This window comes from Mycobacterium syngnathidarum (assembly GCF_001942625.1).
GTDB classification, from domain to species: Bacteria; Actinomycetota; Actinomycetes; order Mycobacteriales; family Mycobacteriaceae; genus Mycobacterium; species Mycobacterium syngnathidarum.
On sequence record NZ_MLCL01000068.1, the window covers coordinates 1 to 14033 of the forward strand.

Here is a 14033-nt window from a genome sequence, read left to right on the forward strand (position 1 = left end):
GGGCGCGCCTGGCGCGCCTGGGGCGGGCGCGCCTGGCGCGCCTGGGGCGCCCGGTGCGCCACCTTCCGCGAGTTGCTTGAGCTGTGCCACCGGCACCGCGCGTGCGACGGGCCGGATGTACAGGCGGGCGGTCTGGCCCAGGGTGCGGGCCTCGCTGCCGTCGTTGCCGGGAACGGTGATCACCAGGTTGTCGCCGTCGATGACGACCTCCGAGCCGGAGACGCCGAGACCGTCCACGCGGGCGCTGATGATTTGTTGAGCCTGGTTGAGAGCCTCTCTGGTCGGCGTCGAGCCGTCCGGGGTGCGCGCGGTCAGCGTCACCCGGGTACCGCCCTGCAGGTCAATGCCGAGTTTGGGCTCGGCCTGCTTGTCGCCGGTGAGGAACACCAGCAGATAAACGCCGATCAGAAGGACCAGGAAAAGTGTCAGATAGCGCGCAGGATGCACCGGCGCCGAAGACGATGCCACGTTTCTAGGGTCTCCTCGAGATCAGTTCGTCAGCACCGCAAAGGGTACGTGCTTGTGCTGGGTGCTCTGCGGTCAGTCTTTTTTGAGGCCGTCGGTGTCAGTGACGCCGGTGCTCTCGGTCAGTTCGGTCGCACCGGCCGCCTCATCGGCGTCGGCGCTGTCCTCGGTGTCCTCCTCGATGCGGTCGCGCACCGCGAGCTTCATCCAGGTGGTGACGACGCCGGGGGCGATCTCCAGGTCGACGTTGTCGTCGGTGATGCCGGTGATCGTGGCCTGCAGGCCCGATGTGGTGTGCACGCGGTCGCCGATCTGCAGCGAGTTGTGCAGGTCAATGGTCGCCTGCATGGCCTTGCGCTGACGACGCGACGCGAAGAACATAAACGCGCCCATGACGATCAGCAGGGGCAGGAAAATGACGAGATCCATGTCAGGTATGTCTTTCGTGTTGTGTCGGATGTCAGGGCGACCGAGGCCACGATACCGCCGCCGACCCGGACCACCCCATTCGCCGCCGACTGGCGGGCCTCGCAACTAGGCTCAGAACGCGTTCTTTCCGGCGTCGCCCTTCCCCGTCGAGGAGGCAGTGTTGAGTCATCCCGAGCAGAGTCGCCATCTGGCCACCACCATCCCCGGACCCAAATCCGAGGCGTTGATCGGCCGTAGAACGGCCGCGGTCGCCCGCGGGGTCGGCAACACCATGCCCGTATATGCCGCCCGCGCCGGCGGTGGCATCGTCGAGGATGTCGACGGCAACCGGCTGATCGACCTGGGCTCGGGCATCGCCGTCACCACCATCGGAAACTCGTCGCCGCGCGTGGTCGAGGCCGTGGCCGCACAAGCCGCCGACTTCACCCACACCTGCTTCATGGTGACGCCGTACGAGCAGTACGTCGCGGTCTGCGAGCACCTCAACCGGCTGACGCCGGTTCGTGGTGAAAAGCGTTCGGCGCTGTTCAACTCGGGGTCCGAGGCCGTGGAGAACTCGGTCAAGATCGCGCGTTCCCATACCCACAAGCCGGCCGTCGTCTCCTTCGACCACGCGTATCACGGGCGCACGAACCTCACGATGGCGCTGACCGCCAAGGTCATGCCGTACAAGCACGGCTTCGGTCCGTTTGCGCCCGAGGTCTATCGGGCGCCGTTGTCCTATCCGTTCCGCGATGCCGAGTTCGGCAAGGAGTTGGCCACCGACGGCGCGCTCGCGGCCCGGCGGGCCATCGACGTGATGGAAAAGCAGGTCGGCGCCGACAACTTGGCCGCGGTCATCATCGAGCCCATCCAGGGCGAGGGCGGTTTCATCGTCCCGGCCGAGGGGTTCCTGCCGGCGCTGTTGGGGTGGTGCCGCGACAACGACGTGGTGTTCATCGCCGACGAAGTCCAGACCGGGTTCGCCCGCACCGGGGCGATGTTCGCGTGTGAGCACGAGGGCATCGATCCCGATCTGATCGTCACCGCCAAGGGCATCGCCGACGGCCTGCCGTTGTCCGCGGTGACCGGGCGGGCCGAGATCATGGACTCCCCGCATGTGTCCGGGCTGGGTGGCACCTATGGCGGAAATCCGGTTGCGTGCGCGGCGGCGCTGGCGACCATCGAGACCATCGAGGCCGACGGGTTGGTGACCCGCGCCCAGCACATCGGGCAGCTCATGAAAGACCGGCTGGGCCGGTTGCAGGCCGAGGACGACCGGATCGGCGACGTGCGCGGCCGGGGCGCGATGATCGCCGTCGAGCTGGTGAAGCCAGGCACCACCACGCCCGACGCGGAGCTGACCAAGGCGCTGTGCGCCGGTGCCCACGCGGCGGGCGTGATCGTGCTGTCCTGTGGCACCTACGGAAACGTGCTGCGCTTCCTGCCACCGCTCACGATCAGCGACGAACTGCTCATCGAGGGACTCGACGTGCTCGAGCTGATCCTGCGCGATCTCTGAGGCGCTAGTGCGCGTGGGTGTGACGGCCACCGAACAGTCCGCCCCAGCCCCGGCGCCGAGGTGCTGCCACGGCTTCGGTCCGCGGCGCCTCAGTGACGGCAGCCGGCTCGGCTGCCGCGACGGGCCGCTGCGCGTATTCGACGTCACGCACACTGCGAACCGACAATCGGCCGACCGCGATGGCGCCCAAGAACACGATCAGCGCGCCGAGGCCGGAGAAGTAGGCCAGTTCCAGCGTCACGCGCTTGGCATCGGTCACGGCTATCGGCATCCCGGGGTCGCCGATGCCCAGCGGCCCTGCGAGCGCTCGGCCGACCACGAACCAGGCCCCGCCGAGTACCGCCAGCCATGCGCCGAAGTGGGCCGTGGCCCGGTTACTCGAAACCAGGAGAAGCAGACCGCCGAGCGCCGTGACGGCACCGGGAAGCACTTCCAGCCAGCCGCGCGCCGAGGTCCAAACCCAGGCTTGGTCCGGGGTGTAGGCGAAGTCGAAGTACGGTCCGATGAACGGGATCAGCGCGCCCCAGATTCCCAGTAGAACCAGCAAAAGGCCGCTGGCGGCGCCGCGGCTGCGCCGCATCCGTAGCCGGCTACCGCGGGTATCGAATTCGGTCATGATGCCTCCTTTGACACCCCGCTGGGTACCCCGAACTGACGGGCAGGTAACGCTCCTACCCTTCAAGGCATGCGTTTCATCCGGGCGCGTTGCGCATGGACTCGGGTATCAGGCCCGCCCGGCGCTCACACCGGAACGACCAGACTCACAGCACATTGACAGCTGAGAAGCTGGTTTTCCGGAAATAAGTTTAGTTTCACTAACGTAGTAGTTCAGTAGCGCAACGTTGCGCCGGTGATTATTTCCGCTATCTGTGAAGAGGATTTTTGATGTCGTTTGACACTCGTGATGAGCAACTGGCGAGCCGCATAGCCGATCTGACCGCCAACGATCCACAGTTCGCCGCCGCGATTCCCAGCGACACCGTCACCGCCGCCGTCGACGTCCCCGGCCTGCTTCTGCCCGAAATCGTCCAGACCGTCCTGCAGGGTTACGCCGAGCGGCCCGCGCTCGGCGAACGCGCCGTCGAATTCGTCCTCGACCCGGCTACGGGACGCACCAGCGCGCATCTTCTCCCCCGGTTCGACACCATCAGCTACGGCGAACTCTGGGATCGGATCCGCTCCCTCGCCGCGGCCTTGCACGCCTCCGGCGTCGCGGCCGGAGACCGGGTCGCCATCCTGGGTTTCACCAGCGCTGACTACACCGTGATCGACACCGCACTGAGCCAGATCGGCGCGGTGTCGGTGCCCCTGCAGACCAGCTCGTCGCCCGAGGCCCTGGCGCCCATCGTGACCGAGACCGAACCAGTGGTGATCGCCGCGAGTGTCGACCACCTCGCCGATGCCGTCGAGCTGGCACTCAATGCCCACACTCCGGCCCAGCTGGTCGTCTTCGACCACCACGGCGAGGTCGACGATCATCGCGACGCGGTGGCATCGGCCACCGAGAAGGTCGCCGGGGCCGGTACGGCGGTCGCAACTCTGGCCGATCTGCTCAACCGCGGCCGCGAACTGCCGGCACCCCCGGCCCCCGAGTCCGACGGCACCGATCCGCTCGCCTTGCTGATCTACACCTCTGGCAGCACCGGCGCCCCCAAGGGCGCGATGTACCTGCAGAGCTCGGTCGCCAAGTTCTGGCGGCGCAACAGCAAGGCCTGGCTCGGACCGGTGAGCTCGGCGATCAATCTGAGCTTCATGCCGATGAGCCATGTGATGGGCCGCGGCGTCCTCTACGCCTCTCTCGCCGCCGGCGGCACCTGCTACTTCGCGGCCCGCAGCGACCTGTCCACGCTCTTGGAGGACCTCGCCCTGACGCGGCCCACGGAGCTGAATTTCGTTCCGCGCGTATGGGAGATGATCCACAGCGAGTTCTGCAGCCGGGTCGATCACCGCCTGGCCGAGGCCGACGCCGATCGCGACGCCGTCGAGGCCGAGGTGTTGGCCGAGGTGCGCGACCAGGTGCTCGGCGGACGGTTCGTGGCGGCGATGACCGGCTCGGCGCCCATCTCTGCCGAGCTCAAGGCCTGGACCGAAGACATGCTCGGAATCCACCTGTTGGAGGGCTACGGCTCCACCGAGGCCGGGATGGCGCTGTTCGACGGTGTCGTCCAGCGCCCACCGGTGATCGACTACAAGCTGGTCGACGTCCCCGATCTCGGCTACTTCGGCACCGACCAGCCGCACCCTCGCGGCGAGCTGCTGATCAAGACCGAGAACCTGTTCCCCGGCTACTACAAGCGCCCCGAGGTCACCGCTTCGGTGTTCGACGAGGACGGCTTCTACCGCACCGGCGACGTCGTCGCCGAGGTCGGCCCGGACCAGCTACGTTACGTCGACCGCCGCAACAACGTGCTCAAGCTCGCCCAGGGTGAGTTCGTCACATTGGCCAAGCTGGAGGCCGTGTTCGGCAACAGCCCACTGGTGCAACAGATCTACGTCTACGGCAACAGCGCACAGCCCTACCTGCTGGCCGTGGTGGTACCCACCGACCCGGGTGTCACGAAAGAAGCGATCAGCGCATCCCTGCAAGAGGTCGCCAGAGAGGCCGACCTGCAGTCCTACGAGATCCCACGCGACTTCATCGTGGAGACCACGCCTTTCAGCCTGGAGAACGGTCTGCTGACCGGTATCCGCAAACTGGCCTGGCCGAAACTGAAGGCGCACTACGGCGATCGGCTGGAGCAGCTGTACGCCGAGCTGGCCGAGACGCAGGCCAACGAGTTGCGTGCACTGCGCACGGGCGCGGCTGACGCCCCGGTGCTGGAGACCGTCAGCCGGGCGGCCGGCGCGCTGCTGGGCGCTGCCGCATCCGACCTGGGACCCGATGCCCACTTCACCGATCTGGGTGGAGATTCCCTGTCGGCGTTGACTTTCGGCAATCTACTCCGCGAGATCTTCGACGTGGATGTGCCGGTCGGCGTGATCGTCAGCCCGGCCACTGATCTGGCCGGTATCGCTGCGCACATCGAAGCGCAGCGCAGCGGATCCAAGCGCCCGACCTACGCGTCGGTGCACGGCAGGCACGCCGCCGAGGTCAGTGCCGCCGACCTCACGTTGGACAAGTTCCTCGACGCCGACACGCTGGCCGCAGCGCCAGGCCTGCCCAAGGCTCCGGCCGAGGTGCGGACCGTGCTGCTCACCGGCGCCACCGGCTTCCTGGGCCGCTACCTGGCGCTGGAATGGCTGGAGCGCATGGACCTCGTCGACGGCAAGGTGATCGCGCTGGTCCGCGCCAAGTCCGACGACGAAGCCCGCGCCCGACTCGACGCCACCTTCGATTCCGGCGACGCGAAACTGCTTGCGCACTACCAAGTTCTGGCTGCCGATCACCTCGAGGTGATCGCCGGCGACAAGGGCGAGGAGAACCTCGGACTGGATCAGCAGACCTGGCAGCGGCTGGCCGACGAAGTCGACCTCATCGTCGACCCGGCCGCACTGGTCAACCACGTGCTCCCGTACAGCGAGCTGTTCGGTCCCAACGCCCTGGGCACCGCCGAGCTGATCAAGATCGCGCTCACCACGAAGATCAAGCCGTACACCTACGTGTCGACCATCGGCGTGGGCGATCAGATCGAGCCCGGGAAGTTCGTCGAGAACGTCGATGTCCGGGAGATGAGTGCGGTCCGCAAGATCAACGACGGCTATGCCAACGGGTACGGCAACAGCAAGTGGGCCGGCGAGGTCCTGCTGCGCGAGGCCAACGACCTGTGCGGGCTGCCGGTGGCGGTCTTCCGCTGCGACATGATCCTGGCCGACACCACGTACTCGGGCCAGCTGAACCTGCCGGACATGTTCACCCGGATGATGTTCAGCCTGGTCGCCAGCGGTATCGCGCCGAAGTCCTTCTATGAGCTCGATTCCGACGGCAACCGGCAGCGCTCGCATTACGACGGGCTGCCAGTCGAGTTCATCGCCGAGTCGATCTCGACGCTGGGCGGCCAATCGGTCGAGAGCTTCGAGACCTACCACGTGATGAACCCGTATGACGACGGCCTCGGCATGGACGAGTTCACGGACTGGCTCATCGAGGCCGGCTACCCGATCGAGCGCATCCCCGATTACGGACAGTGGATCCAGCGCTTCGAGAGCACCCTGCGCGCCCTGCCGGACAAGCAGCGTCAGGCCTCGTTGTTGCCTCTGCTGCACAACTATCAGAAGCCCGAGCGGCCGATGCTGGGCGCCCTGGCGCCTACGGACCACTTCCGCGCCGCGGTGCAGGAAGCCAAGATCGGGCCCGACAAGGACATCCCCCATGTCAGCCCGGCCGTGATCGTCAAGTACATCACCGACCTGCAGCAACTCGGCTTGTTGTGATCGCCCGCGTGTGCTCGCCCCGCCTCAGGGGCGAGCACACGCCGGCGTGATGCATCTCGCACCATGGGCGCTGGCAACTCGAAATATAATTAGTTTTACTAACGTAGTAATGAGTAGGCGCGACAAATGCGCCGACCATAGTTATTTTGATTTGCTCAGGGGACCGATATGACCACCGAAGCACGCGAAGACCAGCTCGAACACCGCATCGCACACCTCTATGACACCGATTCGCAGTTTGCCGCGGCCCGCCCCGACGATGCCGTCAACGCTGCCGTGGCCCAACCCGACCTCAGATTGCCGGCCATCGTCAAAGCGGTGTTCGCCGGGTACGCCGACCGCCCCGCGCTCGGACAGCGCGCCGTGGAGTTCGTCACCGATGCCGACGGACGCACGTCGGCCGCGCTGCTCCCCCGTTTTGACACCATCACCTACCGGCAGTTGGGCGACCGCGTTCAGGCCGTGACCAACGCCTGGCACAACCACCCGGTGAAGCCCGGCGATCGCGTCGCCATCCTCGGGTTCACCAGCGTCGACTACACCACCATCGACACCGCCCTCATCGAGCTCGGCGCCGTGTCGGTGCCGCTGCAGACCAGCGCGCCCGTCACCACCCTGCGGCCCATCGTCGCCGAGACCGAACCGACCGTGATCGCGGCGAGCATCGATTTCCTCGACGACGCAGTTGAATTGGTGCGCTCCGGACCCGTGCCCCGCCGGCTGGTGGTCTTCGACTACCGGCCCCAGGTCGACGCTCAGCGCGAAGCCTTCGAGGCCGCCAAGTCCGCGCTCGCCGGCACCGACGTTGTCGTCGAACCATTGGCCGACGTCCTCGATCGCGGCCGCTCACTGGCCGACGCCCGGCTGTACACCCCGGGCCAGCCCGATCCGCTGGCCATGCTGATCTACACCTCCGGCAGCACCGGCACCCCCAAGGGGGCGATGTATCCGGAGAGCAAGGTCGCCAACATGTGGCAGCTGGCCACCAAGGCAACTTGGGACGAGAACCAGGCGGCACTGCCGGCGATCACCCTCAACTTCATGCCGATGAGCCACGTCATGGGTCGCGGCATCCTGATCGGCACGCTCAGCTCGGGTGGCACCGCGTATTTCGCTGCCCGCAGCGACCTTTCGACCTTCCTCGAGGACCTCGCCCTGGTCCGGCCCACGCAGCTGAGCTTCGTGCCCCGGATCTGGGACATGCTGTACCAGGAGTACCAGAGCCGGCTCGACCGTTCCGGCGGCAGTGAGGACGCAGTGCTCGCCGAGGTCCGCGAGGACCTGCTGGGCGGACGGTTCGTCTCGGCGATGACGGGTTCCGCTCCGATCTCCGCGGAGATGAAGAACTGGGTCGAGCGGCTGCTCGACATGCACCTGCTGGAGGGGTACGGCTCGACGGAGGCCGGCTCGGTGTTCGTCGACGGCTACATCCAGCGTCCGCCGGTCATCGACTACAAGCTGGTCGACGTACCGGACCTGGGCTACTTCCGTACCGACCAGCCCCACCCGCGCGGTGAGCTGCTGGTCAAGTCCGAGCAGATGTTCCCCGGCTATTACAAGCGCCCGGAGATCACCGCCGAGATGTTCGACGAGGACGGGTACTACCGCACCGGAGACATCGTGGCCGAGCTGGGCCCCGATCATGTCGAGTACCTCGACCGGCGCAACAACGTGCTCAAACTTTCCCAGGGCGAGTTCGTCACCGTCTCCAAGCTCGAGGCGGTCTTCGGGGACAGCCCGCTGGTGCGCCAGATCTTCATCTACGGCAACAGCGCCCGCTCGTATCTGCTGGCCGTCGTGGTACCCACCGATCCCACCGCGTCGAAGCAGGCGATCGGCGACTCACTGCAGGATGCGGCCCGCGCCGCCGGTCTGCAGTCTTACGAGGTTCCGCGCGATTTCATCGTGGAGACAACGCCTTTCAGCTTGGAGAACGGCCTGCTGACCGGCATCCGCAAGCTGGCACGCCCCAATCTGAAGAGCCATTACGGTGAGCGGTTGGAGCAGCTGTACACGGAGCTGGCCGAGGGCCAGGCCAACGAACTGAGCGAGCTGCGGCGCAGCGGTGCTCAGGCTCCCGTGCTCGACACCGTGAGCCGGGCCGCCGGTGCCCTGCTGGGTGCTGCGGCATCCGATCTGGCGCCCGAGGCCCACTTCACCGACCTCGGCGGAGATTCGTTGTCCGCCTTGACCTTCGGAAACCTGCTGCAGGAGATCTTCGGCGTCGAGGTGCCGGTGTCGGCGATCGTCAGTCCGGCATCGGATCTGCAGACCATTGCCGGCTACATCGAGGCTCAGCGCTCTGGCGCCAATCTGCGGCCGACATTCAGCTCGGTGCACGGGCGCAACGCGACCGAAGTCCACGCGGCCGACCTGACTCTCGACAAGTTCATCGACGCCGCAACCTTGGCCGCCGCGCCGGGCCTGCCCGGTCCGGTCAATGAGATCCGCACCGTACTGCTCACAGGCGCAACCGGATTCCTGGGCCGCTACCTGGCCCTGGAATGGCTGGAGCGCATGGATCTGGTTGACGGCAAGGTCATCTGCCTTGTGCGCGCAAAGTCCGACGACGAAGCCCGCGCACGGCTCGACAAGACCTTCGACAGTGGCGACCCGAAACTGCTGGCGCACTACCGTGAACTGGCCGCCGACCACCTTGAAGTGATCGCCGGCGACAAGGGCGAGGCCGACCTGGGCCTCGACCCCGCGACCTGGCAGCGACTGGCCGACACCGTCGATTTCATCGTCGACCCGGCCGCACTGGTCAACCACGTGCTGCCCTACAGCGAACTGTTCGGCCCCAACGCACTCGGGACTGCCGAGCTCATCCGTATCGCGCTCACCACGCGGATCAAGCCGTTCGCCTACGTGTCGACGATCGGCGTCGGCGGGGGCATCGAGCCCGGAAAGTTCGTGGAGGACGCGGACATTCGTGAGATCAGCGCGACCCGACGTGTCGATGACAGCTACGCCAATGGCTACGGCAACAGCAAGTGGGCCGGTGAGGTGCTGCTGCGCGAGGCTCACGATCTGGCCGGCCTGCCGGTGACGGTGTTCCGGTGCGACATGATCCTGGCCGACACCACCTATGCCGGGCAGTTGAACCTGCCGGACATGTTCACCCGCATGATGTTCAGCCTGGTCGCCACCGGTGTGGCACCGAAATCCTTCAACCAGCTCGGTCCCGACGGCGAGCGCCGGCGCTCGCACTACGACGGCCTGCCCGTCGAGTTTATCGCCGAGGCCATCTCGACCCTGGGCGCCCACGTGCAGGACGGCTTCGAGACCTATCACGTGATGAACCCGCACGACGACGGTCTCGGTATGGACGAGTTCGTCGACTGGCTCATCGAGGCCGGATACCCGATCCAACGGGTCGACGAGTACCCCGAGTGGTTGTCCCGCTTCGAGACCACGTTGCGGGCGTTGCCCGACAGGCAACGTCAGGCCTCACTGCTGCCGTTGCTGCACAACTACCAACAGCCCGGCATGCCGGTGAACGGCGCGATGGCACCGACCGACGTGTTCCGCGCCGCGGTGCAGGAAGCGAAGATCGGCCCGGACAAAGACATTCCGCACGTCAGCCGCGAGATCATCGTCAAGTACATCAGCGATCTGAAACTGCTCGGTTTGCTGTAACAGACTTCCCCACAAGGGAAGATCCCCCCTGAGCGGCCGCGGTCCTTATCCAGGACCGCGGCCAATCAGCGCCGAGGGAAGCCGTTGTCCCGTCAGCGAGCGGCTCGGTCCGCGTTCGCATGAATCGCGTCGCGGCAGAACGCCGCCAGGCCCGGAAGGGCGAAAGATTCGTCGTACCTTGCGACGTAAGCCGGATCGCTCACGTACAGGTCTCCCAACTTGCGGTGGAATTCGCTCGAGCAGTCGTAGAACCAGCGGTTCACGTGCAGCCGGTGCCGCTCGGCGGCATCCATTGCCGCGTCGGAGTCGGCCGGAAGTCCGCTACGGAAAGCGTCGGACAGGGCCTGCTCGACGGCTTCTCCCTCGGCCTTGATCTGGATCCACTCGTCCTTGCCGTAGGCCTTCGCTCGACGCTGCGACTCCTTCCACTCCGGGGTCTGGCCCCACTTCTGTTCGACCTCGGCCTGATAGTCGTCGAAGTCCTCGCCGAAGAGTTCGCGCATGTCGTCGTCGGTCATGGGGGTGTTCGTCATTGCCTTCTCCAATGCCTGATCGATGGCCTCGACGAGGTCCTTCATCTCGTCGAGGCGGGTCATGACGCGTTCGCGCTGACGGACCAGGTGACTGACCTCATCGCCCTCGTCCAGCAGGCTCGCGATCTCCTCAAGCGAGAACTCGAGCCGGCGGTACACGATGATCTGGGACAGCCGCATCAGGTCGGCCGACGTGTAGACCCGGTATCCCGAGGCGCCACGCCGGGTCGGGGTCAACAACCCGATCTCGTCGTAGTGGTGAAGTGTCCGGACCGTGATGCGAAAACGCTCAGCCACCTGGCCGACGGTGAGCTCATCCACCGGCAACTCCTGCGTCATGTTGATCAGACTGGCGCCTCACGTCGCGTGAGGGTCAAGTGCTCATGCCCGAACGTATGGGGGTCGCGTCCTACAAACGGCCTAGAGCAGGCTGACCGCGATCAGTGCGACGGCGAGCAGCGGAAAGATGCCCTGGGTGATCGCCGCCCGCGCCTTGTCCGGTGAGCTGATCAACAGCACCGCGGCCGCGGCCAGCATCGACCCCGCCCCGGCTAACACCAGGGCAACCCCAACCGCGCTGTGCCCCAAGCCCATAGCCACGATGCCAACCACCGCGACGATGGCCAGGAACAGGTTGTAGAAGCCCTGGTTGAACGCCAGCTCCTTGGTGGCCCGGGCTTGCTCCTCGCTGAGACCGAAGGTGGCGCGGGTCCGTGGTGAAGTCCAGGTCAGCGACTCCATCACGAAGATGTAGACATGCAGGGCCGCGGCGAGCGCGGCGAACACCAGACCGGCGATAACCATGCCGCCTATTCAAACAGCCCTGGCTGCCCCAGCCCGGTAACCGGCGGCTGCAATCCCAGGTGCGTCCACGCCAGCGGTGTGGCCACCCTGCCGCGTGGCGTGCGGGCCACCATGCCCGCCCGCACCAAGAACGGTTCACACACTTCCTCGACCGTGGTGGCCTCTTCGCCGACGGCCACCGCGAGCGTCGACACCCCGACGGGGCCGCCACCAAAACTGCGGGTCAGCGCGGACAACACGGCGCGGTCCAGGCGGTCCAGGCCGAGCTCGTCGACGTCGTAGACCTCCAGCGCCGCCTTGGCGATGTCGCGGGTGATCACGCCGTCGGCGCGCACCTCGGCATAATCGCGGACCCGACGCAGCAGCCGGTTGGCGATGCGGGGCGTGCCCCGGGAGCGCCGGGCGATCTCCGTGCCGGCGTCGGCACCCAGCTCGATGCCGAGGATGCCGGCCGACCGGGCCAGCACCCGCTCGAGTTCGACCGGCTCGTAGAAGTCCATGTGCGCGGTGAACCCGAACCGGTCCCGCAGCGGACCGGTCAGCGCCCCGGACCGGGTGGTCGCTCCCACCAACGTGAAGGGCGCGACCTCAAGCGGGATCGAGGTGGCCCCGGGGCCTTTGCCGACCACGACGTCGACGCGGAAGTCCTCCATCGCCAGGTACAGCATCTCCTCGGCGGGCCGGGCGATGCGGTGGATCTCGTCGATGAACAACACATCGTGCTCGACGAGGTTGGACAGCATCGCGGCCAGGTCACCCGCCCGCTCCAAAGCGGGACCTGAGGTGAGCCGCAGCGAGGAGCCCAGCTCGGCCGCGATGATCATCGCCAGCGACGTCTTACCGAGCCCGGGCGGACCGGACAGCAGGATGTGATCCGGTGTGCCGCCGCGGTTCTTGGCGCCCTCGATGACCAGTTGCAGCTGCTCGCGCACCCGCGGCTGACCGATGAACTCCCCCAACGAACGTGGCCGCAGGCTGGCGTCGATATCCCCCTCACCGACGGTCAGCGCGGGTGAGACCTCCCGCTCGTCGGGGTCGTCGGTGTCGTCGAATCGGCCCATCACTTCTTACCCAACATGGACAGCGCCGCCCGCAGCGCGGAAGCCGTCGTCGCCTCGGGATCGTTGGCCAGCACCTTGTCGGTGGCTTCCTCGGCTTGTTTGGCCGCAAAACCAAGTCCGACAAGCGCTTCCACCACCGGGGCGCGCACTGCGTGGCCCACGGCCCCGCCGACTGCCCCGGGGGTGACCGGACCGATCTTGTCGCGCAGTTCGAGCACCATGCGCTCGGCACCGCGTTTGCCGATGCCCGGAACCCGGGTCAACGCCATGACATCGCCCTCGGCCAGCGCCTGCCGCAGGGCCTGCGGGTCATGGACCGCCAGCGTCGCCAACGCGATCTTGGGGCCGACACCGGAGACCCCCAGCAGGGTGAGGAACAGGTCGCGCGCTTCCCCGTCGGCGAAGCCGTAGAGGGTCATCGAGTCCTCGCGCACGATCATCGCGGTGATCAGCCGGGATTCGGCACCTCGACGCAGTGTGGCCAGCGTCGACGGTGTCGCCATCACCTTGTAGCCGACACCGGCCGCCTCGATCACGGCGTGGTCGAGGGCGATGTCGATGACCTCGCCGCGCACCGAGGCGATCATGCCCGGGCCGCCTTCAGTCGGGCCTGATACTTACGGCGCTGCTCGGCGGCCAGCGCCTCGGCGGCGGCCATCCGCGCGATCATCGGCGCGCGCCAGCAGTGGCAGATGGCCAAGGCCAGGGCATCGGCGGCGTCGGCCGGGGTCGGCTTGGCCTGCAGCGCAAGGATTCTGGTGATCATCTCGGTGACCTGCGCCTTGTCGGCACGGCCGTTGCCGGTGACCGCCGCCTTCACCTCCGACGGGGTGTGAAAGTGCACCTCGATGTCGCGGCGGGCCGCGGCCAGCGCGATCACGCCGCCGGCCTGCGCGGTTCCCATCACCGTGGACACATTCTGCTGGGCGAAGACCCGCTCGATGGCGATCACATCCGGCCGGTGGGTGTCCATCCAGTATTCGGCGACATCACTGATTTCCAGCAGCCGCTTTTGCAGCGGTGCATCGGCCGGCGTGCGGACCACGTCCACATCCAACGCGGTGACCTGCCGACCGCGACCGCTCTCGACCACTGACAGGCCGCAGCGCGTCAACCCGGGATCCACTCCCATCACCCGCACACGAACCCCTTCGTAAGAACATCTGTTCGAGAGCCTAGCGTGAGCCCGCGTCGGCCCGGCGCAGGGACACGCTCACATCCGTAGGGTCG

At 66.8% G+C, this 14033-nt stretch carries 10 protein-coding genes and 1 pseudogene; 3 read left to right on the forward strand and 8 right to left on the reverse strand.

The annotated features are described in order from the left end of the window. Both BKG60_RS18115 and yajC read right to left on the reverse strand, forming a co-directional pair. A pseudogene (locus BKG60_RS18115) lies at positions 1-468 on the reverse strand (protein translocase subunit SecD); the annotation flags it as partial. Between the two features lie 72 nt (positions 469-540). After that, positions 541-894, reverse strand: a complete 354-nt coding sequence (gene yajC / locus BKG60_RS18120; RefSeq protein ID WP_070184620.1) for a preprotein translocase subunit YajC — start codon at positions 892-894, stop codon at positions 541-543. A gap of 160 nt (positions 895-1054) precedes the next feature. Here yajC and gabT point away from each other — a divergent pair, with 160 nt between their 5' ends. Beyond that, positions 1055-2395 (forward strand): 4-aminobutyrate--2-oxoglutarate transaminase, encoded by a 1341-nt coding sequence (gene gabT / locus BKG60_RS18125; RefSeq protein WP_070943733.1) that lies wholly within the window; start codon positions 1055-1057, stop codon positions 2393-2395. Between the two features lie 4 nt (positions 2396-2399). Here the strand turns inward: gabT and BKG60_RS18130 are convergent, their stop codons facing one another. Next, on the reverse strand, positions 2400-3011 hold the full coding sequence (locus BKG60_RS18130; protein WP_070184619.1) for a hypothetical protein: 612 nt from the start codon (positions 3009-3011) through the stop codon (positions 2400-2402). A gap of 269 nt (positions 3012-3280) precedes the next feature. On the opposite strand from BKG60_RS18130, the gene car (BKG60_RS18135) reads away from it, so the two are divergent. Both car (BKG60_RS18135) and car (BKG60_RS18140) read left to right on the forward strand, forming a co-directional pair. Next, on the forward strand, positions 3281-6766 hold the full coding sequence (gene car, locus BKG60_RS18135; RefSeq protein ID WP_070184618.1) for a carboxylic acid reductase: 3486 nt from the start codon (positions 3281-3283) through the stop codon (positions 6764-6766). Positions 6767-6934: 168 nt separating this feature from the next. Continuing rightward, positions 6935-10405 (forward strand): carboxylic acid reductase, encoded by a 3471-nt coding sequence (car, locus tag BKG60_RS18140; RefSeq protein WP_070943598.1) that lies wholly within the window; start codon positions 6935-6937, stop codon positions 10403-10405. Positions 10406-10497: 92 nt separating this feature from the next. Here the strand turns inward: car (BKG60_RS18140) and BKG60_RS18145 are convergent, their stop codons facing one another. From BKG60_RS18145 to ruvC, 5 genes are all read right to left on the reverse strand, one after another. Then, positions 10498-11259, reverse strand: coding sequence for a MerR family transcriptional regulator (locus BKG60_RS18145; RefSeq protein ID WP_070184623.1), 762 nt, complete (start codon positions 11257-11259; stop codon positions 10498-10500). A gap of 99 nt (positions 11260-11358) precedes the next feature. Continuing rightward, positions 11359-11742, reverse strand: coding sequence for a DUF1304 domain-containing protein (locus BKG60_RS18150; protein WP_070184616.1), 384 nt, complete (start codon positions 11740-11742; stop codon positions 11359-11361). A 5-nt stretch (positions 11743-11747) separates the two neighbouring features. Further along, positions 11748-12803, reverse strand: a complete 1056-nt coding sequence (gene ruvB / locus BKG60_RS18155; RefSeq protein WP_070184615.1) for a Holliday junction branch migration DNA helicase RuvB — start codon at positions 12801-12803, stop codon at positions 11748-11750. After that, a complete protein-coding gene (gene ruvA, locus BKG60_RS18160) occupies positions 12803-13390 on the reverse strand; it encodes a Holliday junction branch migration protein RuvA (protein ID WP_070943597.1) in 588 nt (195 codons plus the stop codon). Before ruvA ends, ruvB begins: the two co-directional genes overlap by 1 nt. Continuing rightward, on the reverse strand, positions 13387-13944 hold the full coding sequence (gene ruvC, locus BKG60_RS18165) for a crossover junction endodeoxyribonuclease RuvC (protein ID WP_070184613.1): 558 nt from the start codon (positions 13942-13944) through the stop codon (positions 13387-13389). Before ruvC ends, ruvA begins: the two co-directional genes overlap by 4 nt. Between the last annotated feature and the right edge of the window lie 89 nt (positions 13945-14033).